The 20,500-nt window shown below is 46.4% G+C and carries 19 protein-coding genes; 8 read left to right on the forward strand and 11 right to left on the reverse strand.

The window, feature by feature from the left end; translation table 11 throughout:
* Positions 1-76: 76 nt before the first annotated feature.
* The 8 genes from IFU39_RS28595 to IFU39_RS28630 all read right to left on the reverse strand — a co-directional run bounded on the left by IFU39_RS28595 (position 77) and on the right by IFU39_RS28630 (position 6,904).
* Positions 77-1,165: a low temperature requirement protein A gene (locus IFU39_RS28595; protein ID WP_192136197.1), complete on the reverse strand. Its 1,089-nt coding sequence runs from the start codon at positions 1,163-1,165 to the stop codon at positions 77-79.
* Between the two features lie 40 nt (positions 1,166-1,205).
* Positions 1,206-2,162, reverse strand: a complete 957-nt coding sequence (locus IFU39_RS28600) for a ring-cleaving dioxygenase (protein WP_192136198.1) — start codon at positions 2,160-2,162, stop codon at positions 1,206-1,208.
* A 126-nt stretch (positions 2,163-2,288) separates the two neighbouring features.
* Positions 2,289-2,516 carry a DUF896 domain-containing protein gene (locus tag IFU39_RS28605; RefSeq protein ID WP_091012171.1) on the reverse strand — a complete coding sequence of 76 codons (228 nt, stop codon included), beginning with the start codon at positions 2,514-2,516 and terminating at the stop codon, positions 2,289-2,291.
* 249 nt (positions 2,517-2,765) lie between these two features.
* Complete coding sequence (locus IFU39_RS28610) at positions 2,766-3,812, reverse strand: SPFH domain-containing protein (protein WP_192136199.1); 1,047 nt, start codon at positions 3,810-3,812, stop codon at positions 2,766-2,768.
* A 46-nt stretch (positions 3,813-3,858) separates the two neighbouring features.
* Positions 3,859-4,662: a TPM domain-containing protein gene (locus tag IFU39_RS28615; RefSeq protein ID WP_091012081.1), complete on the reverse strand. Its 804-nt coding sequence runs from the start codon at positions 4,660-4,662 to the stop codon at positions 3,859-3,861.
* On the reverse strand, positions 4,659-5,690 hold the full coding sequence (locus IFU39_RS28620) for a hypothetical protein (RefSeq protein ID WP_036616300.1): 1,032 nt from the start codon (positions 5,688-5,690) through the stop codon (positions 4,659-4,661). The genes IFU39_RS28615 and IFU39_RS28620 overlap by 4 nt, the downstream gene beginning before the upstream one ends.
* Positions 5,691-5,758: 68 nt before the next feature.
* Positions 5,759-6,460 (reverse strand): PspA/IM30 family protein, encoded by a 702-nt coding sequence (locus IFU39_RS28625; protein WP_192136200.1) that lies wholly within the window; start codon positions 6,458-6,460, stop codon positions 5,759-5,761.
* Between the two features lie 225 nt (positions 6,461-6,685).
* On the reverse strand, positions 6,686-6,904 hold the full coding sequence (locus IFU39_RS28630; protein ID WP_192136201.1) for a hypothetical protein: 219 nt from the start codon (positions 6,902-6,904) through the stop codon (positions 6,686-6,688).
* Positions 6,905-7,128: 224 nt separating this feature from the next.
* Here IFU39_RS28630 and IFU39_RS28635 point away from each other — a divergent pair, with 224 nt between their 5' ends.
* The 4 genes from IFU39_RS28635 to pdxA all read left to right on the forward strand — a co-directional run bounded on the left by IFU39_RS28635 (position 7,129) and on the right by pdxA (position 12,350).
* Positions 7,129-8,811 (forward strand): sigma-54-dependent transcriptional regulator, encoded by a 1,683-nt coding sequence (locus IFU39_RS28635; protein ID WP_192136202.1) that lies wholly within the window; start codon positions 7,129-7,131, stop codon positions 8,809-8,811.
* 166 nt (positions 8,812-8,977) lie between these two features.
* The gene (locus IFU39_RS28640) at positions 8,978-9,964 is read left to right on the forward strand and encodes a 2-keto-3-deoxygluconate permease (protein WP_105602261.1); all 987 of its coding nucleotides are present in this window, start codon (positions 8,978-8,980) and stop codon (positions 9,962-9,964) included.
* Between the two features lie 92 nt (positions 9,965-10,056).
* A complete protein-coding gene (locus IFU39_RS28645) occupies positions 10,057-11,352 on the forward strand; it encodes a four-carbon acid sugar kinase family protein (protein WP_192136203.1) in 1,296 nt (431 codons plus the stop codon).
* The gene (pdxA, locus tag IFU39_RS28650) at positions 11,349-12,350 is read left to right on the forward strand and encodes a 4-hydroxythreonine-4-phosphate dehydrogenase PdxA (RefSeq protein WP_192136204.1); all 1,002 of its coding nucleotides are present in this window, start codon (positions 11,349-11,351) and stop codon (positions 12,348-12,350) included. The genes IFU39_RS28645 and pdxA overlap by 4 nt, the downstream gene beginning before the upstream one ends.
* Here the strand turns inward: pdxA and IFU39_RS28655 are convergent.
* Positions 12,341-12,535: a hypothetical protein gene (locus IFU39_RS28655; RefSeq protein ID WP_192136205.1), complete on the reverse strand. Its 195-nt coding sequence runs from the start codon at positions 12,533-12,535 to the stop codon at positions 12,341-12,343. The two genes, pdxA and IFU39_RS28655, sit on opposite strands and share 10 nt — an antisense overlap.
* Positions 12,536-12,599: 64 nt before the next feature.
* On the opposite strand from IFU39_RS28655, the gene IFU39_RS28660 reads away from it, so the two are divergent.
* From IFU39_RS28660 to IFU39_RS28670, 3 genes are all read left to right on the forward strand, one after another.
* The gene (locus tag IFU39_RS28660; protein ID WP_192136206.1) at positions 12,600-13,166 is read left to right on the forward strand and encodes a TetR/AcrR family transcriptional regulator; all 567 of its coding nucleotides are present in this window, start codon (positions 12,600-12,602) and stop codon (positions 13,164-13,166) included.
* Positions 13,167-13,287: 121 nt separating this feature from the next.
* Positions 13,288-14,409: an ABC transporter permease gene (locus tag IFU39_RS28665; RefSeq protein ID WP_192136207.1), complete on the forward strand. Its 1,122-nt coding sequence runs from the start codon at positions 13,288-13,290 to the stop codon at positions 14,407-14,409.
* Positions 14,409-15,092, forward strand: coding sequence for an ABC transporter ATP-binding protein (locus tag IFU39_RS28670; protein ID WP_105602269.1), 684 nt, complete (start codon positions 14,409-14,411; stop codon positions 15,090-15,092). Before IFU39_RS28665 ends, IFU39_RS28670 begins: the two co-directional genes overlap by 1 nt.
* A 135-nt stretch (positions 15,093-15,227) precedes the next feature.
* On the opposite strand, the gene IFU39_RS28675 is transcribed toward IFU39_RS28670, so the two are convergent.
* Complete coding sequence (locus IFU39_RS28675; protein ID WP_105602271.1) at positions 15,228-16,151, reverse strand: helix-turn-helix transcriptional regulator; 924 nt, start codon at positions 16,149-16,151, stop codon at positions 15,228-15,230.
* 199 nt (positions 16,152-16,350) lie between these two features.
* On the opposite strand from IFU39_RS28675, the gene IFU39_RS28680 reads away from it, so the two are divergent.
* Positions 16,351-19,524 (forward strand): alpha-mannosidase, encoded by a 3,174-nt coding sequence (locus IFU39_RS28680; protein ID WP_192136208.1) that lies wholly within the window; start codon positions 16,351-16,353, stop codon positions 19,522-19,524.
* A 107-nt stretch (positions 19,525-19,631) separates the two neighbouring features.
* On the opposite strand, the gene IFU39_RS28685 is transcribed toward IFU39_RS28680, so the two are convergent.
* Positions 19,632-20,486: an aldo/keto reductase gene (locus tag IFU39_RS28685; protein ID WP_192136209.1), complete on the reverse strand. Its 855-nt coding sequence runs from the start codon at positions 20,484-20,486 to the stop codon at positions 19,632-19,634.
* Positions 20,487-20,500 lie beyond the last annotated feature (14 nt).

Raw genomic sequence — 20,500 nt, forward strand, 5'->3', positions numbered from 1 at the left:
TGTCCACGATTAGTGGCATAACAAAAAGCCACGGACACCTGTTGTCCGTGACTTTTCTTCATTTTAATACACTATATCAAGTCGTAAGTTTCGCATACACCAGGAAGAATAACATGTCTTCGCCCATGATGACATAACCCGGAACCTGGTAAACCAGATCCACAAGGACAAATGCCACCAGTAACCCTACCATGAACGCCAGATGGCGCGGACCCAGTCGCAGATGTGCGTGTCTGTAACGATGGAACACAAGTGAGGTCGACAAGAAATACAGTAGCGTCGATCCAAATACAAACCCTAGCATGAACACATAGTTTAACTGATTCTGATATAACAGCTGAATTGAAGCAGCGATCATACTCATGGAGATGTAGATGAACAGATGTCCGTATATGATCGCTTGCCCGGCAGTCTGAATCTCTTTGCTGACCTTTTTCTCCACGTTGTCGAAGTACTGCCACCATATCGCAATGACAAAGATGGACGTAAATGCGGCAAACAGGATGGATTTCATATCCCAATGATCGGCTTGCAGCACGGCAATAATACTAACTACCGATTCACCTAGCAGGATAAGTGTAAATAACGCGAAACGTTCCAACAAATGATGAGTCTGAACCGGTACTTTCACCAAGTTTTTACGTCCCATCAACGGAAGTACAATGTCCACCGCAATTCCTGCATACAGAATTACGTAGCGCAACCATGAATCGAAAAACAATGAGCCCGATGAGATCAATATTCCAATGAGGAAACAGATGCCCAAGTACCGGGCGGCTTTCTGCTGATGCTCGCTTTTCGACTTGTGAACCGTCAGATACTGAATGGCCGTAAACGCCCGTGAACCGATATATCCGATGAAGAAGGACAGGTAGTACTGGTCAAAATGGGTAGAGAGGCTCGCCGTCATGACCATAACGGACAGAAGCTGAAGGATGAGGAATATTCGATGGATCAGAATATCTTGACCATAGCGGTTAATAAACAAGGTCTGACCAACCCATGCCCACCAAACAGGGATGAAAATAAGCACAAACTTCATTAAGTATTCAAACGTAATTACTCCGTGTTCGGCATGTAACAAGACATGACCCGCTTTGGAGACCGCTGCTACGAAGAGCAGATCGTAAAACAGCTCCAGCCAGGTAACCTTTTTCTCCATCATCCTTCGTTGCTCCTTTGATTTTATAGTAATAGAACTCTTATTATTTCGCAGTTGTAGCAGGTTCGAGTGTTCTTACCACGATTGGTTGCAGATTGTCCTCAATTTGAGGGCGGTATTTCTCAAACCACTCTGGCAGCATCAATTTTTGTCCGAGCGAATCAGCAGGTTCATCTTTGGCAAAGCCCGGAGGATCGGTAGCAATCTCGAACAGAATGCCGCCAGCTTCTCTGAAGTAAATTGCGTTAAAGTACTGACGATCCCGAACTGGGGTCGGTTGGTATCCGTAATCACGTACAACTTCGCTCCACTGTGCATGTTCCACGTCATCTGTGGCGCGCCATGCAATATGATGCACCGTTCCAGCTCCACCCATTCCCAGAGGTATACGGGTTACCGGAACATCCACAACATTACCGATGTCTCCACTCGACCGGAAACGGGCATACTCTTCATTTTCACCCACTTTGACAAATCCCAAAATTTTCTCAAGCGCATCCATCGTTCTCACCGGGTTTACACTGAACAGGACAGCACCGCCAAAGCCTTTGATCGCTTGATCTGTTGGAATTCCTTCGTGAGCCCAAGTGCTGGTTGCTCCCTCTTCCCGTTCCACAAGCTCAAGCCGCAAGCCTTCGCTATCTTCGAATTGAAGCAGCTCTTCATTGAAGCGACTTGTTTTGGTTACCTCAATGTTATACTGTTCCAGCCGATTCTGCCAGAAGCCAATCGACCCAGGAGGAATGACATAGGAAGTGATGCCGACCTGACCTCCGCCAATTTTGCCCCGTGGTGATCCAGCGGATGGGAAGAAGGTAATGATGGTACCTGGGCTTCCGTGCTCATCGCCAAAATACAGATGATATACATCAGGTGCATCGAAATTGATTGTTTTTTTCACCAGACGAAGTCCCAGAACTCCGGCATAAAAATCAACGTTGGCCTGTGGATCTCCTGCGAAAGCTGTAATATGGTGAATACCTGCTGTTTGAATAGTCATGATTAATTCCTCCTTGGTTTGTTAAGCATGTTTTGGATTTGATAGGTGTTTACAAAATTCAGTAACGTGATTTATATAAATTTGTTTTATCTTTAAATTAAGATATATGGTCTGGCGAATTATATTCTAGTTGTTGTTTTGATTGGCTTGTTCTTGTTTCAATTTATCAGGAGTCACGTCATCGCCGTTCGGATCATAGATGGTTGCATTCAAGAGAATGTCGTTGACCGAACCGCGAAAAGTTTGCAGATATTCCTGGCGAAGATTAACCCGTTCCTCTTTCTCCATCTCCGTCAATCCGCCCTCTTTAGCTTTTCTTGCAAGTTCATTAATTCTGGTCAATGTTGGGATCATCATCTTGATCGCTCCTCATGTAATGGATTAAAGATATTTGTTTGTTGTTGTTTTTATATTCAAATTAAATATCTTAAGTTAAAGATAAATGATTTGTAATTGGTTGTCAACTGTTTTATCAAAACTAAAATAAATGAACTACCTCCCTGCTCTTAACCCTGTTGCTATAACTATCATTCCAAACAAAAAAGGGCTAGCTCCGCAGTAACTTTACTTCCTACGGACCTAACCCTACATGTATTTATTTTATTAGCCTAGCTTTTGACCACAGTTCGGACAGAAGTTGGCTCCTTCATTTTTGGCTCCACAGTTCGGGCAGAAGTTTGGCTTCTTGTTGCCTTCTGTTGATGAAGATGAAGTTGAATCACCGTTGCTATTGCCCGCTGGTTTCTGGTCGGCATTCTGATTCTGAGACGAATTGGCATTGTTGTTGTTCTGGTTTTGGCCTTGGTTCTGGTTCATGTTTTTCATCATTTCATTGGCCATGTTCATACCCATCATCATGCCCGCCATATCCGAAGCTGCGCCGCCGCCCTGTACTTTACCAGATGAGATGCCGTCTGTCATGCTGACCTGCTGATACTTTTGCAGATTACCAATCATCTCGTGCGAAGCGGTCTTTGTAATCATATCCTGAATCTCTTTTGGATAGTTGAAGCTCATCACTTGGAAACCGGTAATCCCAATTCCGATGTCCATCATCTGCATATCCAGATCTTCCTGAATCCCCTTGGCAATATCCGATGCATTGGCCTGCAGGTTGAACATATCCTTCCCTTCGCGGCTAATCCACTTCATTAGAAGCTGATCCAGCACGGAAGTGATTCGGATTTTGACATCCTCCACCAGATAACTCTGCTTGATGCCTGCAATCTTATCAATCAGGGTCACATAGTCACTTACTTTAAAATTAAATGTACCGTTGGCCCGAATCGGCATCCCGCCCGAGAGTTGTGGTGTTGGAATCAACACCGGACTTTGTGTGCCCCAGCGCACGGTGAACTCTTTGGTATTTACAAACAATACTTCGACTCGCATGCCGCTGTTGAATCCGAATTTGAATCCTTTTAATGTAGAAAGGAATGGAATGATCTCGGAATCGATATTAAATGATCCTTCGTCCTCGAAAATCCCTTCCACTTTACCGTTATTCAGGAAAATGGCGTCCTGACCCGAACGGATGATAAGTTTACTCCCCTTCTTGATCTCCCGGTTGCTCCATTTCCAAAATATCATGTCATCTCTGAACTCTTCCCATTCCACCACATTCGAAAATTGATTTTTGAAAAATCCCATATTCGTTCCCATCCCTTCTATTTAACGTACTCCGATTATTTTTTTATTAAAACGACCCTCTACTCCCACTGTGTGAATGACCGCCTCGCGATGTACCTCCACCGCCGCCTCCGCCTCCATTGTTATTGTTCTTCTCAATTTTGCGCTTGGTTACGGTCGTACGGATATAACGATCCTGCCGATCAATTACACTGGAATTACTTGAATCCTCATAAGTCGCACGATTGACCGTGACACGCCCCCCGGAACGATAGGTCATCATGCCAACAACAATACCGCCCAGTACTACCGATACTCCCAACTGAAACCAGCCGTTGAACAAAATATTGTTCGGATTCACACCCGGTTCGTACCCCATATATTTGTAAGAGAGCTCAATATATTTCTCAAATGCGAGTTTATAGTCCCCACTGGATAACTCAGAGGTAATCCGGTTACGGATAGAATCCAGTCGCTGATCACTCAGGTATTCTTTTGCCTTATAAAATCCCGCCAGATACACTTCTCGATTATTCATATCCATCGTTAAAATGACAGCATTGCCAAATTTCTTGTCGTACCCTAGCTCCTGCTTATCATAAAAATCTTCAGTTAAGAGCACGATATCCTGATTCTCAGCATTATTTGTTGTCAAAATAACAAAGTCCGTCTGCCGTTCCGCGCCATACTGATTCGCAAGTGCATTCAGCTCAACTTTATCCTGCTCACTCAGCAGGTTGGCTTCATCGTAGATGAGATTTTTGTTCTCCGCTGCGGATGCCGAAGACATGGGAATCAACGGAGCAACAAGGGTGATCATAAGTAAAATGAGCGTAGCCATCACGACGACCAGAGGAGTTCTTTTTCTCATAAGAATCCACCTCCCATCATCCAGGAGACCAGCTTCAGTGACAGCAACGAGACGGCAGATACTCCTGCGAACCATCCGGCGACTTTGGCTTTGCTGATCGGCGGTTTGCCGACCACTTTCCCTGTCTGACCATTCATGGCAAAGGTATACTGTGCCCGATTGTAGTCATAGTTGACCATCCACACCGGGAGCAGCACATAGTCTGCATTTTTGAGCGTGGTATCAATCTGTTTGTCCGTGTAGCTCACGCTGGTATATCCGGATACAGTTGATGCAATATAAGAATCAATGTAAGACCTCGTTTTATCCTTGGCCCGTGGAAAAAGTTCCTCATCTGTATAACTGTATTTTTCCGCAATGTACCCCGCCAGATACGGGGTCTTGAACAATTTCAGCTGGTTATATGGAAAAGGCTCCAGCTTATCCATCAGTTCATCCTTCATTTTCTCCGATGCATCGATGGGCAGATTCACGTAATTCAGCCGAATCCGGCGGTATATATCGAAATGCTGTGTTTCCGTGTAATGGTAGTCACCCTGGGTGTAGGATCTGACCTTGGTGCCACGGCCATGCACTTCGATCTTGTTATGTAGCTCATACAACCAGAACGGTACGTACATGCCGGTAATGCTCTGAATCCGATCGGCGGACATGAAACCACTTGGCGTTAAGAGGCCATTTTTGCACCACTTTTTGAAAGCCTGTTTGGCTTGATCCTTGTTGATCGAAAAGGGAATCACCATCGCGGGGGCCAGATTGCCCGTCAGCCGATCACTGAGTACAACCGCTGCACCGCAGAAACTGCATGTCGTCGCACTGGTCTCCGGCTCCGTGACAATGTCAGCTCCGCAACTGTTACAGTGGTATTCTTTGACCTCATTTTCGGTGAATACTTGTCTCTTCAAGGGATCGGGGATCTGCTCTATGTTGTCCTGGCGACCGCAGCTGGGACAGGATAATGCACCTGACACACTGTCAAAGATCATGCCACTGCCGCAGTTTGGACATTTATATTCAATAACCGGCATCTGCTCACCTCAATGTTAACGAAATATGATTCTTTTCTGTCCTCTACGTTGTAGTGTGCAAGTTAAACTCACTTCTTCAACTTCTCCTGAATCGCTGCGAGTTCTTCCTCTGCACTTGGCGACGCATTCTCATTATTACCCGCATCTGCGTTCATGTCCCTCTCCAACTGGGCAATTAATTCGTCCAAATCATCTTCCTGTGCCCCAGCGCGGAGTTCTGCCAAAGCCTCTGCTTCATTTAACGCCTGGTTCGCCTTGTCTTCCATGGCCTTCAATGCAGCATCAGCTCTGCCCGTAGATGCATTCCGTTCATTGGCCTGTTGCTGCGCCTTCGCATCTGCCATGCGACCTTTCAGCTCTGCATGCCGTGCTTCCAGTTGTCCCAGATCTGCAACCAATTTATCATTCATATGCTTCATCATCTTGGCTTTGGCTGAAGCCCGTTCATAGGCAGCCTGTAATTCTTTCAATTTGTCAGCCAGCTTCACTTTCTTCTCCAGAAAATTACGTGCCTTGTCTTCGTCTCCCGACTCCGCCGATTTCTCTGCGTACCGCTGTAACTTCTTGACCTCGGCGCTGCACTCATCCAGTGCTCGCTTCGCCCGGCTCTCGTCCGACAACACCGCCGTCGTCTCGGCCTTCACCTGACCCAGATCACTGCTCAGGTTGCGCATATACTCATTCACGCTCTTCTCCGGGTCTTCCGCCCGCGACAGCATGTGGTTCACATTGGCCTTCATCACGTCTCTAAACCTCGATAAGATTCCCATTACGTGTTCCTCCTCCGAAAAGTTCATATGTATACTATAATACATGAATACGCCCACATACGTTTCACATTTCACGATTGCAACTGGTGTCCATACGATCCAAAGTCAGATAGTAATGGAGTAATAAAAGAAAAGACGAACACCTATAGTGTCGCCTTATAACCCTGTATAAACACAAAAAACTTAAGTACTAACCCTTTGCCCGAATCATCATCCCAACCTAATCTATGGCTCAACCGGAAGGCTCTCCACCGCGGTGAAAAACACATCCAACAGCTCAACATTGTACACTGTGCGAATGTATTCTTCGATCTGGGTTAACTCTTCTTCCCGTTGATATTCCAGACATGGACGGCCCTCACTCCATAGCACCCTGCAAGGGAACTTTCCGACAACATCCTTAATGATGTGATCTGGCTCAGCTACTTTATGAATGTCTCCCATATAAAACTCCTCATTTCTCTATAATTAGCGTGTGCAATGATCCATTAATTTTGAAATAGTCAAGGATTCGATTCAGTGCACTTCATCACATTCCACTCGGTGATTTAAGCCATACCCATAGCCATTTTTCAGATGTAGCCGTGTTGATTCCCCCCATAGGTGCCATTCCTTCACAAGTTGGCTATAATAAGGGGATCAAAGTTTTCTATAAAGGCAGGAAAAATATGCGTACACGAGTTCACTTTATTGCTCCCTATGAATCGATGATTCCTATTATACAAGAGTGTATTCCCCGCTTTCCCCAGTTAACCATTCAGACGGACGTGGGCGACTTGGCAAAAGGTGTGGAATTAGCAACTCAAGCTGAGAAAAACGGTGCAGAGATTATCATCAGCCGCGGCGGAACCGCCCAACTCATTAAAAAAGCAGTGACCATTCCCGTCATTGATGTGCAGTTATCGGGTTATGATATGATTCGTTCACTTACCCTGGCAAGCCAGTTTAACGGCCAAACAGCGATTGTTGGTTTCTCCAACATCACCTCTGGTGCACAATCGATTATTGATCTGATGGATCTGCCTCTCAAGGTCTATACCATACATAGCTCGGAAGATGTGGCACGGTTGCTCTTGGAGCTGAAAGCTTCCGGTTACCGCCAGATTGTCGGAGATGTGATCACCGTCAACACTGCGAAGACTTATGGTCTGGAGGGATTGTTAATCCAATCCGGTCAGGAATCCATCCTTAGAGCGATGGAAGATGCGCAGCTGGTCTACCGTTATTTGAGCAAAAATCATGCGATATCGATCATACTGAATGACCTGGTTACACGGGAACATCCGAATTTGCTTATTTTAAATGAACGGAATGAAGTCGTATTCGAGAACCTGACTGATTTCGAGAAAAATCCACTGACCGATAATCACATGTATCTGACTAACACGAGTCTGGAATTCCACCAATCCCAGGTCCAAAATGTGTTCATGGTGGACGATTACCAGCTCACGGTTAACGCCTATGAAACGGCCCTGGACAACAAGAACTACAAGGTATACATGCTGGAAAAAGGACAACCCTATGCCTTTGCACAATTCGGCATAACAACGTTCACGGACGCATCGATGGAGCCTATCGTTGCCGAATCCCCTGCCATGAAGGCGGTATTAAAGAACATTCGGGCACTTTACGAGAATCATGAACCGATCTATCTGCTAGGTGAAGCGGATTCCGGTAAATCTTTTCTGGTCAAACATATTCATCAGATGTACTCTGCCGGCGGACTGTTATTACAGATCGATCTCTCGCAAGTTCCGCCTGGTCATTTGCACAAGATACCACTCGCCAAAGTTAGAAATATAGAAATTAACCACATGGAAACACGTATGGAAGATCCGGAGTTGCTCTCCTTTATCCAGAGCTGCCTTCATAACCGGATTGGGGTGTTTATACTCGGGGAGCAGGCATTGAACCCACATTGGTCACTCGATCTGGAGCTTAATACAATCATGATGCCAAATCTTGCGGATAGACCAGAAGATCTGGCTCCACTGATGCAGCATTTCCTTACGGGGTACTACCACAAATACGGAACTACTGCGGTGAGAATAAAAGAAGATGCACTACAGCTAATCCAAGAACAGATCACACATATGAATGTTAACCAGTTGAAACATCTGATTAAGCAGGCTGCGCTTAATGAACAGGAATATATAATCACCACGGCTACCTTATCCCGCTTGCTCGATCAGCAACCTTCTTCTAGCCCAATGAAGTTGAACGGCACCCTGAAGGAGATCGAAAAAGAAGTTATTCAGATTGTGCTTCAGGAGGAAAACAACAATCAATCAAAGGCGGCAGAGCGCCTGGGGATTAACCGGGCCACATTATGGCGTAAACTTAAAGATTAACTTTAAGTTTGCGTCTTTTTTATCGTCTTGTTGTGTTGCATTTTTAAACACTTTATTACTTATTTAAAATTTACAATAATTTATTGTTGCTATATTAAACATTATGGGATAATATAATCCCTGCAAGCGCTTCATAAAAACGATTACTTCATAAGGAGCTACTACTATGAACATTAAAGCAACTTTAGATCGCATCCCTGGCGGTATGATGGTCGTTCCCCTGTTACTTGGTGCAACCATTAATACATTTTTCCCAAATGCCCTGCGCATTGGCGGATTCACGGAAGCCCTCTTCGTTAACAGTGCCAGTACGTTGATTGCGCTGTTCCTGTTAATTGCGGGTACACAGATTACGTTCAAAACGGCAGGTTCATCTGTCGGCAAAGGTTTAACCTTGCTTACGTTCAAATGGGTGATTGGTGCAGGCCTTGGTTTTATCGCTATTTTGTTTGCGGATTCAAGCGGTTTATTCCTGGGTCTGGCACCACTTGCCATTATCGCTGCGATGACCAACTCTAACGGTGGTCTGTACATCGCACTCGCTGGTCAATACGGTAAAGAAGATGACAAGGCAGCTTACCCGTTCCTCGCGCTTAGCGATGGTCCGTTCCTGACCATGGTAGCGCTCTCGATCTTTGGTGCAATGGGCTTTGCGAACGGCATGTTCTCACCGATGGCATTCGTTGCTGTATTGCTTCCGCTCATCGTTGGTGTCATTATTGGTAATCTGGACCGTAATCTGGGGGATTGGCTGTACAAAGGCAGTGACAAACTTGTTCCGTTCTTTGCATTCTCCCTGGGTATGGGAATCAATTTCTCATCCATCATTCAAGGCGGACTAGGTGGCATTCTCCTCGGTGTTCTGACCGTGCTTCTCACAGGCGGAATCGGATATCTGGTGTTCAAAGCCATTGGCTGGAACCCGATCGTTGGTGCTTCCGAAGGTTCAACAGCCGGGAATGCGGTAGGTACACCCGCTGCCATCGTGGCTGCCAATGCTTCATTTGGCCCGATTGCGGAGATTGCCACTGTGCAAATTGCGGCGAGCGTTGTAACGACAGCTATCCTGTTACCGATCTTCATCGGTTTCCTCTCCAAACGACTGGAGAAATCAGGTGGCGTCGAGAAATACAATCAACGACCAACCACATAAATGGTTATCACCTGATCCGATATGCTTAATCTGTACAATTGATGATCTGACGGACTTATTATGAAATTTTGCTTACAAGGAGGGATGACTGCATGAAATTAGCTATTATTGCAGATGATTTGACCGGTGCCAATGACAGCGGGGTGCAGCTTGCCCGTCATGGCTTGAAGACCAGTGTTCTTTTTAATATGAATGAAGAACCTCTTACACATTACGATGCTGTCGTCTTTGATACAGATAGTCGTTCCATATCCCCTCAGGAAGCATATGACCGTGTATATCGGGCTGCTGAGTTGCTGACGAACAACGGATTTGAGACGATTTTCAAAAAAATGGACTCCACCATGCGCGGCAATATCGGCATCGAGATTGATGCTGTATATGATGTAGTTAAGCCTGATTTTATGATGATTGCTCCAGGATATCCGAAAAATAACCGGACTATTCTGGACGGCATTCATTACCTGAACGGCGTTCCGCTGGCAGATACTGAAATTGCCCATGATCCGAAGACACCTGTAACGATTTCCTACCTTCCGGACTTATTGAAACTACAAACCAAGTACGAAGTTGGCGAGATCACCGTCGCCGATCTGGAAGCCGGGCAGCATCATCTTTGTGCTAAGCTGGAGCAGTTGAAGGAAAACAATACTCCTTACGTGATGGTGGACTCTACCGAGGAAAGCCATCTGGAACTGATTCTGCAGATAACTCGTGAGTTGGATTATACATTTGCCTGGGCAGGCTCAGCGGGTATTGCCAACTACCTCCCTGCTCACTTTGCACTTGAATCCAAGTCTACCGCGCTAACCATACCCGAGAATCCGGGTCCAATCCTGACGGTGGTGGGCAGTGTAAACAAAAATTCGCGCGAGCAGTTGAGTCGCTTGCTGCGCAAATCCCGTGTAGCTTCTGTCTCCTTCCACTCCTTCAAAGCGGTATCCGCGACCGCAGACCGTGCAGAAGAGATGGAACGTGTCTATAACGAGGTCCGAAACAAAGCGCTGGAAGGACAAGATGTTGTTCTTTACTCCACCGCTGAACAGATTGATATCGAACTGGCCCGTGCAACAGGCGAAATTCGGGGGCTTAATCACACCGAAGTCAGCAATGAAATCGTACTCGCGATGGGTGAAATCTGTGCCAGACTGCTGGAAGAGGGACTTTTCAAAGGGGTATCCATGACTGGCGGCGATACGGCAAAACAAATCTGTTTGAAATGGAATATTAGCGGCTTCGAGCTGCTGGATGAGCTTGAGATCGGCGTGCCGATTTCCAAGTTTATAGGCATTGATGATCTGCATGTGATTACCAAAGCAGGCGGATTCGGCAAACCAGATGTCTTTATCCATGCGATTCAAAAATTAAAAGGAGGTATTCTTGTATGAAACCTACAATAGGAATTACGATGGGCGACGCAGCAGGTATTGGACCGGAGATTATTATGAAAGCACTGGGTCATCAAGAGATGTATGATCAGTGCAATCCACTCGTGATCGGTGATGCGAAGATTCTGGAGCGCGTACTGCCGATCATCGGCTCAAGTCTGAACGTTAACGCGATTCAAGAGCCTTCCGAAGCCAAGTATGAATTCGGTACTGTAGATGTGATTGATTTGAACCTTGTCCCTGCGGACTTGGAATACGGCAAAGTATCTGCCGTGGCTGGGGATGCAGCATTCCAGTTTCTCGCCAAAGCCATTGATCTCGCCAAAAAACACCAGATTCACTCCATCTGCACAGCACCTTTGAACAAAGAAGCCTTGCATCAAGGGGGGCACCTGTATCCAGGACACACCGAAATTCTGGCGGACCTGACGGATACACAGGACTTCTCGATGATGCTGACAACGCCTAATCTGAGAGTCATTCACCTGACGACACACATGGGTCTGATTGATGCCATCGCGAGTATCAACCCGGAAAGAACCTACACCGTTGTGAAGCTTGCCCATGATACGCTGAAAAAAGCAGGCTTTGAGAATCCGCGCGTAGCCGTATGCGGAATCAATCCTCATGCCGGAGAGAACGGACTATTCGGCAACGGGGAAGAAGAAGAAAAACTGCAGCCCGGCATTGAGCGTGCGCAGCAGGAAGGCATTAACGTCGTTGGTCCACTCCCGGCGGACACACTCTTCTTCCGCGCTGGCCGCGGAGACTTCGATATTGTGGTAGCCTGCTACCACGACCAAGGCCATGCGCCAATTAAGGTAATGGGCATCGAGGAAGGCGTGAACATCACTGTTGGTCTGAAGGGCGGCATCATTCGTACGTCGGTTGACCACGGTACAGCCTTCGACATCGCAGGTAAGAACATCGCCGATGACAAAAGCATGCTGGCTGCCATCCGCTCCGCCATTGAGCTGGCACCGAAGGATCAGGGATAACACCAAGATTCATCCGGTACATGCGTAAGTCTGATCGTAAGATCAATTGCAGATGTATCGGTATATCGTCGATATTCGATGAATAGAAAGAAAAAGGCAAATCCTTGCAAGTTCAAGGATTTGCCTTTTTGTATATCGTCCACCCATTTATTCAGACCAATCGTCTTGGTTGGTATTATGGCCATCAAACATATGCTAAACTGATCATAATAAACAAGAGACTTTAAATGAGAAAAAGGAAGAGATTCAATGGGAAGAAAACAATCTTTTACTGAAACAGAGCTGCTGGATACGACAAAAAAATTAATTCTCGAGCATGGCTACGACGGTTTTCATCTCAAGCTGCTCTCACAGCATCTCTCCGGAGCCCGAAGCACGATATATCAATATTACGCCAATAAAGAAGAGATTGTTGCTGCTTGTATGAAGCGTGTAATAGCAACCGTGTTGGAGAATTCATTAGCCGTTGATGAGACTGATCCCATGGATGCTCTTGAGCAACTGCTTCTGATCTACGCAGAAGAATCGACGCTCCATCAACTTCTGGGAGATGCCAGCAAAATTAATACGACTAATTCTGCTGCGGCAGCAAGAGATCTTGAATTTATTGAGGAAGCACATCAGACCCTGAAAATTCAATTATCACGTTTATTTGAACGCGCACAGCAGGATCAGGCCCTCCGGCAAGATATCCCTCTACCTGTACTTGTTGGTGTATTCTTCAACTTAATTAATACGCCTAACATGATGAATATCCCTACGCCTGATTGGGGAAAGCTGTTGTTCCAAATGTGGATCGGAGGAGCCAAGAGCTAACTTTGTTCTTGGATTCAATTTGACACAAGTGTCATTTATGTCGTTTAATAATGAAGACAGCGTGGCCGCGCATCTAATTTGACACATGTGTCAAAAAAAGAGAGAAGGAGTTGAACAGATCATGTTTTTAGCGATGAAGGAGTTAATGCATAGTAAAATGAAGTTTTTGATGATTATCATTATCTTCGTACTAATGGCTTGGTTGGTATTTATTTTATCCGGTCTGGGGAATGGATTGTCCACGCTAGCCGCATCAACATTCAAGACCATGAAAGCTGATTATGTCATCTTTGAAGAAGGGGCTCAGTCTTCCATGAGCAAGTCACTGCTGTCAGATCAACTGGTGGCAAAGGCGGAACAACTTCCTAATGTGGATGCTGCATCACCTATGGGAAGTACGATGGCAACAGCAATGAAAGAGACGAGTACCAAGAATGAAGATAAAGTCGATATAGCGATTATAGGAATTAACCCAGGAAGCTTCCTGGAACCAGCTATTGTAGAAGGTGAAAACCTGTCTTCCGAAAATCCCACCGGGGTGGTTGTGAATTCGACCCTAAAAGATGAGGGCTATAATATCGGGGACACCTTTCAACTGGATGGCACGACGGAATCATTGACCATTATCGGATTTGTGGAGAATCAGACCTATAACCACGTTGCATCCGTATTTACCCCGATGGCTGAATGGCGGAAGATTGCCTTTGCGGCTCCAGGTTCAGATAAAGGAATTGCCGGACCGGTTAATGCGATCATGTTACAAGGCGAAAATATTGATCCAGCAGCGATAAATAAAGAGTTATCCAGTACGGATACAGTTACCCGGTCGGAAGCTGTGCAAGGCATGCCAGGATACAAAGAAGAGAACGGAACGATTCTGATGATGCTTGCATTTCTGCTCGCGATCTCTGCATTTGTACTCGGGGTATTCTTCTATGTCATTACGATGCAAAAGACCAACCAGTTCGGCATTATGAAAGCGATCGGTGCCAGCAACCGTTTCTTGGGAAAAGCCATTATCTCGCAAGTGTTTGTACTTTCGCTGACTAGCATTGTTGTTGGAATCTTGCTGACTTATGGGACAGCAGCAATTATGCCAAAAGGAATGCCATTTAAGCTGGAAACCAGTCTTGTCTTCAATTATTCTATTATCTTGCTGGTTATCGCTATGTTAAGTTCACTGGTATCTGTTCGCAAAATTACGAAGATTGATCCGCTTAAAGCGCTCGGGAGGGTTGAATAATGAGTAAGGGATTGCACATGCGGGAAGTCACCATGTATTATGCCGAAGGAAATAATCGGATCACCGCGCTCGATCATGTATCCATATCCGTGGAACCGGGGGAGTTTGTTGCTGTCGTTGGACCTTCTGGTTCTGGTAAAAGTACATTCTTGTCTATTGCTGGGGCTATGCTGAAAGCCTCCGAAGGAGATATTCAACTAAACGGAAATCATATTTCGAAGCTTACGGAGAAAGAGCTATCTAATATACGGCTGCAAGAAGTTGGATTTATTATGCAATCTTCCAATCTAGTTCCCTATCTAAATGTTCTCGATCAACTGCTAGTTGTAAAAAGAATGGCGGGAACGGTCAAAAAAGAGGATAAGGCATTTGCCACCAAGCTGCTGGAAGAACTGGGGCTGGGTTCGAAGTTAAAAAGCTTTCCCGAAGAGTTATCCGGTGGTGAGAAACAACGGACAGCCATTGCGCGTTCTTTAATGAATAATCCCAACATCATCTTGGCCGATGAACCAACCGCCAGTTTGGACACCAAACGAGCCCATGAAGTGGTTAGTCTAATCGCGCAAGAAGTGAAATCACGCCAAAAAGCGGCCATTATGGTTACCCATGATGAGCGCATGCTTGAATATTGTGACAAAGTATATCGGATGTATGATGGCGGTTTGTCCCTAGCTAAATCATAAAATAGATGGACCCAACCCTATACCATGTCTTAGCTATTATTTTCATAAAAATCTCCTGTCCAGAAAAATAGCCCGTTAACTAGCAATTTAAGCCTGTCCATCACTCCGCTTATTATCTCACGCTAGGCGCTAACGTCACTCGGGTCTTTCACCCACAAGCATCATTTCATGTTTGCTCTGCGATGGTCTGCTCCGTCGATAGGCACTTGGTGACATACCGCTCTGTTTGTTGAAGATGCGATTGAACTGGGAAAAGCTGGAGAACCCGCACTGTGCAGCAATGTCCGTAATTTTTTCACTCGAATTCAGCAGCAATTGCTGGGCATTTCGAATACGGGTCATCTGCACATACTCCGTGAAGGTAAAACCAGTGACCCTGTTGAATTGGCGGGACAAGTGGTGGGCACTTACATAAAACCGCCTGGACACCTCGTCCAAAGATAAATCCTGCTGATAGTGGCTGTGAATATAGGATGCAATGGCATACATGCGCCGGGACATCGATGATCCTGTCTCTTCTCGCACATACCCGTTCTCTGCCGCGTAACGATGAATTGCACATAGAAATTCTACAAATTTATGATGGATCACAACCGGTTGAAGCGTAGATCGCTGCTGGGATATGGCAAAAATATCATTGATGGGCGCGAGGATTTCTTTGCGCCGTTCTTCCGGGAAGCGGAAAATCGGAACCTCTTCATCAAAAATGGAGAATAGTTCATTGTAACCGTTCTCAAGTCCTGGCATATGGCGAGGCATCGCAAAATTAATCATCAACCGTTTCGGCGGTGTACCTTTCGGATACTGCGTCTTATGCAGCAAAGAAGGTCGCAGCAGCACGATATCCAATGGCTGAATCTCATATAAACTGCCTTCAATAATATGCGCAGCCGTACGATCCAGAAGAATACAGACTTCATAAAAATCATGAAAGTGCTGAAACTCCATATTCAGGTCATGAGAACGCTCGTCATAGTCCAGATGATAAAAGAGTTCGTCTCCAGGCTGATTGACATGGATTACATATCCCTGCTCGTATGTCAAAACGGATGTTGTCATGGACATGCCTCCTATCCCGATACTAATGATTTTATTTTAGCATGAAATGCAATAAAAAGACGTCTTTTTCAGCATACATTACGTAGTTTGCTCCCTTTCCCCTTTGTTATGATAGAGTTGATATGTTAGCGCTTGCAGTATACTTGCTCCAACGACGACTACAGCCTGTACTTACTACAAACCAAGGTGGGAAACCAACATGAAAATGAATTCCTTGTATACTCGGATCCATACCATAGTTAAACACTTGGAACGTGCACGACTGACCTCAAAAACATATATACCGGAGCTTTATCATAAAGAAAGTGGTTACCACTCCTGGGAGCTGGTGCATGAGGACCCTTCCTCCTGGAACGTATTTCGTAAGGGTGATGGCTGGGGCGGTAAAGATGTACACAGCTGCTTCAAAACCCGGATTCGCATCCCGGATCATATGGAAGGAAAAAAAGTCGTATGTACCATTGTCACCGGTGCGGATGATATCTGGAACTATGATAATCCACAATTCCTGGCATTCATCAATGGAGAATTGATCTGCGGTCTGGATGTGAACCATACGGAAATTGACCTGACACCTGCTGCGGCAAAAGGGGAAGAATTCGAACTGGCTTTATATGCGTACTGTAGTACTTCGGCGGCCGATGTCTTTCTCAATGTCTATGTAGCTGAGCATCATCAGCCTGTCACAGATCTATATTACGATCTTAAGGCTGCGCTCGATGCTGCGGATCTGCTACGTGAGGATGATCTGGAGCGGCTGAATTTGGTCGAACATCTGAATAAAGCCGTGAATCTGCTGGATTTGCGTCAGGAGAACAGCGCAGAATTCCATGCGTCAGTACCTGAAGCGCGCCAATATCTGCAAGATCATGTCTATGGTGATGTCCGCCCTGCTGGTGATCACATCCCTACCGTGCACTGTATCGGACACACGCATATTGATGTAGCATGGCTATGGACATTGGATCAGACTCGAGAGAAGGTCATTCGCAGCTTCGCGAGTGTATTGTATCTGATGGACAAGTTTCCAGAATACACGTTCATGTCCTCTCAGCCCCAGCTGTATGCGTACCTGAAAGCAGACTACCCGTCTCTCTATGAAAAAATCAAGGAAAAGGTAGCCGAAGGCCGCTGGGAAGCGGAAGGTTCGATGTGGCTGGAAGCCGATTGTAACCTGATCTCCGGCGAATCCATGATCCGTCAGATTATATACGGGAAACGTTTCTTCAAGGATGAGTTCGGCGTAGAGAACCGTGTGCTCTGGTTGCCGGATGTATTTGGTTATAGTGCAGCGATGCCGCAGATTATGCGCAAGAGTGGCATTGATTATTTTATGACCACCAAAATTGCCTGGAATGATACGAACCAGATTCCGAATGACACGATGTACTGGAGAGGTATTGACGGCTCTGAAGTTCTAACCCATTTCATCACAGCGACAGACTATGACAAGCATCCTGATTTCAGACAACGTCGCTTCGAGACGACTTATAATGGACGATTCAACGCCTCTCAAGTCAAAGGCACGTGGCAGCGATACCAGAACAAAAACATCAATTCAGATGTTCTGCAATGTTTCGGATTCGGTGATGGCGGCGGAGGACCAACCGAAGAGATGCTGGAGCATGGCAGACGACTTGATGTTGGATTGCCGGGTGTGCCTGCGGTGAAACGTACCTTTGTACGTGAGTTTTTCGAGAAGCTGGAGCAAAATCTGGCGGATGTCCCTTCCGTTCCCCGCTGGTCGGGTGAGCTGTATCTGGAGTATCACCGCGGTACCTACACTTCCATGGCCCGCAACAAACGGTACAACCGTCATAGTGAATTTGCACTGGCCGATGCCGAGCTGTATGCCATGATTCATCGTCAGGCGAATGCCCAAGCGGCCTATCCAACCGATGCACTGGAGCATGCATGGAAGCTGACGATGCTGAATCAGTTCCATGATATTCTCCCAGGCAGCTCCATTGAGCAGGTATATGTGGATTCCAAAGAGCAATATGAAGAAGTTCTGCGTGTCACGGATGAGCTGAAAGACAGCGCACTGAACGGCATTGCAAGCCGAATTACATCTGATGGCGAAGCCATTGTGGTATTCAACACCACCGGATTCGTACGGACGGACGTTGTTGAACTGCCTGCTTTTGCGAGAAAAGTGACCGTCCATGATGGAGATCGCCCTGTACCAAGCCAGCGTACTCCCGAAGGCGGACTTGTGTTCCTTGCAGAGAACGTGCCTGCATCCGGGTATAAATCCTTCCGAATCACACCGGATCTGACAGATGAACTTGTTGCGGGCGTATCGGTTGCACAGTGGGAAGCCAATCAGCGCCACATCCATACACCTTGGTACGATATTCAACTGAATGAAAGTGCCGAGTTCATATCCGTATGGGACAAGCTGGAGGGGCGTGAGCTGCTTCAGTCTGGCAAGCGTGGTAATGTGCTGCAAGTGTTCGAGGATCGACCTGCGGAATACGAGGCATGGAACATTGACGACTATTATGAACAGCATATGTGGGAGATTAACGACCTGCAGTCACTGGAGTGGGTTGAAAGCGGGCCGGTGCGTTCCGTGTTGCAAGTGACGCGACAGTTCCTGGACTCTGTCGTTGAACAAACGATCATCTTCTACGCGCATACACGCCGAATTGATTTCCGTACGTTTGTGGATTGGAAACAGGAGCATTTGCTGCTAAAAGCCGCCTTCCCGCTGGACATTTGGAGTGAGAAAGCGGTCTACGAAATTCAGTACGGCAACGTTGAGCGTGCTACCCACCGGAATACGAGCTGGGATCAAGCCAGGTTCGAAGTGTGCGGACAGAAGTGGGCTGATCTGGCGGAGAACGGGTACGGTGCGGCACTGCTGAACGACTGCAAGTATGGATATGATATTCATAACTCGGTGATGCGATTGTCGCTGATCAAGAGCGCAACGTACCCAAATGAAAATGCTGACAAAGAGCAGCACGTATTCACCTACGCGCTCTATCCGCATAAGGGCGACTTCCGTGAAGGACGTGTCATCCAAGCTGCTTATGATCTCAACCGTCCGCTGGTTGCCCGTGATATTGCATCACAAACCGGTACGTTGCCGGGAACATGGTCGCTCGCATCGGTTGATCAGGATAATGTCGTGCTGGAGGTTATCAAAAAAGCCGAGAACAACCATGATATGATCATCCGTCTCTATGAAGCACATGGCCGCCGCAGCCGTGCTTCCCTGCAATTACCTGAAGGAGCAGGTGCTACGGCATACGCATGTGATTTGCTCGAGAACAACGAAGCGGAATGCGCCGTGGAAAATGGCCGGATTTCTTTTGATATCAAACCGTATGAGATTCTAACTTTCCGGATTCCTGCGGGACACTAAACAGAAATTCCGCAACATGGAAAAATGCAACAATGCTTTTTGCTTCAATAAGGAAGGGCTGCCTCCTGTCATATCTGACATGGGAGCAGCCCTTCACTTGTCGTTCTTTAAAACTCTTCGTACTCGCTTGGGTCCTGATCCCACAACCGTCCATCCGGACGATTAAATGCAGAGATCAGCTGCATCTCTTCTGTGCTCAACTCAAAATCGAATATATTGATATTTTCCTGCTGATGCTGCAAGGAGCCAGCTTTCGGAATTGGAATGGAACCCAGCTGAAAATGCCAGCGCAGAATGATCTGGGTTGGTGTTTTGCCATACGTTTCCGCGATCCGAAGAATGTTCTCATCCTTCAGAATATCCTGTACGGCATCATTGCCACGTCCAATCGGACTCCAGGATTCATTCACGATGCCATGTTTTGCATCCTGTTCCCGCTGGTCGGCTTGGTCAAAGAACGGATGTAGCTCAATCTGATTCAGACTCGGCGCTATCCCCGTTTCCTTGATCAGGCGTTCATTGTGCTCAGGCAGGAAGTTGCTGACGCCGATGGATCGGATATATCCACGTTTTTTGGCTTCGATCAGCGCTTGCCATGCCTCGACATACATGTCCTTCTTCGGATTGGGCCAGTGGACCAGATACAGGTCGTAATAGTCCAGATCCGCTCTGTACAATGATTCCTGGATCGCCACGAGTGCTTTATCCTGAGCGTGATAACGCCCCGGCAGCTTCGATGAAATCAGCAGTTCTTCTCTGGCGATGGAGCTTTGTTTAATTGCTCTGCCTACCGTTGCCTCATTCTCATAGTTATACGCCGTATCAATTAATCGATAACCCGCATCCATGGCAGACGCGATCGATTTAACGCCTTCTTCACCTTTTAAACTATAGGTACCAAATCCAATTGCAGGCATTTTCAAGCCATCGTTCAATGTATATTCCGGAATTTGATGATTCATCTGAAGACTCTCCT

Source organism: Paenibacillus sp. CFBP 13594 (assembly GCF_014842675.1).
In the GTDB taxonomy this organism is placed as follows: domain Bacteria; phylum Bacillota; class Bacilli; order Paenibacillales; family Paenibacillaceae; genus Paenibacillus; species Paenibacillus amylolyticus_B.

What these genes read in the sequence shown, in the direction of transcription:
- IFU39_RS28595 (WP_192136197.1), bottom strand. Translation starts at nt 1,165, where the DNA reads ATGATGGAGAAAAAGGTTACCTGGCTGGAGCTGTTTTACGATCTGCTC.
- IFU39_RS28600 (WP_192136198.1), bottom strand. Translation starts at nt 2,162, where the DNA reads ATGACTATTCAAACAGCAGGTATTCACCATATTACAGCTTTCGCAGGA.
- IFU39_RS28605 (WP_091012171.1), bottom strand. Translation starts at nt 2,516, where the DNA reads ATGATCCCAACATTGACCAGAATTAATGAACTTGCAAGAAAAGCTAAA.
- IFU39_RS28610 (WP_192136199.1), bottom strand. Translation starts at nt 3,812, where the DNA reads ATGGGATTTTTCAAAAATCAATTTTCGAATGTGGTGGAATGGGAAGAG.
- IFU39_RS28615 (WP_091012081.1), bottom strand. Translation starts at nt 4,662, where the DNA reads ATGAGAAAAAGAACTCCTCTGGTCGTCGTGATGGCTACGCTCATTTTA.
- IFU39_RS28620 (WP_036616300.1), bottom strand. Translation starts at nt 5,690, where the DNA reads ATGCCGGTTATTGAATATAAATGTCCAAACTGCGGCAGTGGCATGATC.
- IFU39_RS28625 (WP_192136200.1), bottom strand. Translation starts at nt 6,460, where the DNA reads ATGGGAATCTTATCGAGGTTTAGAGACGTGATGAAGGCCAATGTGAAC.
- IFU39_RS28630 (WP_192136201.1), bottom strand. Translation starts at nt 6,904, where the DNA reads ATGGGAGACATTCATAAAGTAGCTGAGCCAGATCACATCATTAAGGAT.
- IFU39_RS28635 (WP_192136202.1), top strand. Translation starts at nt 7,129, where the DNA reads ATGCGTACACGAGTTCACTTTATTGCTCCCTATGAATCGATGATTCCT.
- IFU39_RS28640 (WP_105602261.1), top strand. Translation starts at nt 8,978, where the DNA reads ATGAACATTAAAGCAACTTTAGATCGCATCCCTGGCGGTATGATGGTC.
- IFU39_RS28645 (WP_192136203.1), top strand. Translation starts at nt 10,057, where the DNA reads ATGAAATTAGCTATTATTGCAGATGATTTGACCGGTGCCAATGACAGC.
- pdxA (WP_192136204.1), top strand. Translation starts at nt 11,349, where the DNA reads ATGAAACCTACAATAGGAATTACGATGGGCGACGCAGCAGGTATTGGA.
- IFU39_RS28655 (WP_192136205.1), bottom strand. Translation starts at nt 12,535, where the DNA reads ATGGCCATAATACCAACCAAGACGATTGGTCTGAATAAATGGGTGGAC.
- IFU39_RS28660 (WP_192136206.1), top strand. Translation starts at nt 12,600, where the DNA reads ATGGGAAGAAAACAATCTTTTACTGAAACAGAGCTGCTGGATACGACA.
- IFU39_RS28665 (WP_192136207.1), top strand. Translation starts at nt 13,288, where the DNA reads ATGTTTTTAGCGATGAAGGAGTTAATGCATAGTAAAATGAAGTTTTTG.
- IFU39_RS28670 (WP_105602269.1), top strand. Translation starts at nt 14,409, where the DNA reads ATGAGTAAGGGATTGCACATGCGGGAAGTCACCATGTATTATGCCGAA.
- IFU39_RS28675 (WP_105602271.1), bottom strand. Translation starts at nt 16,151, where the DNA reads ATGACAACATCCGTTTTGACATACGAGCAGGGATATGTAATCCATGTC.
- IFU39_RS28680 (WP_192136208.1), top strand. Translation starts at nt 16,351, where the DNA reads ATGAAAATGAATTCCTTGTATACTCGGATCCATACCATAGTTAAACAC.
- IFU39_RS28685 (WP_192136209.1), bottom strand. Translation starts at nt 20,486, where the DNA reads ATGAATCATCAAATTCCGGAATATACATTGAACGATGGCTTGAAAATG.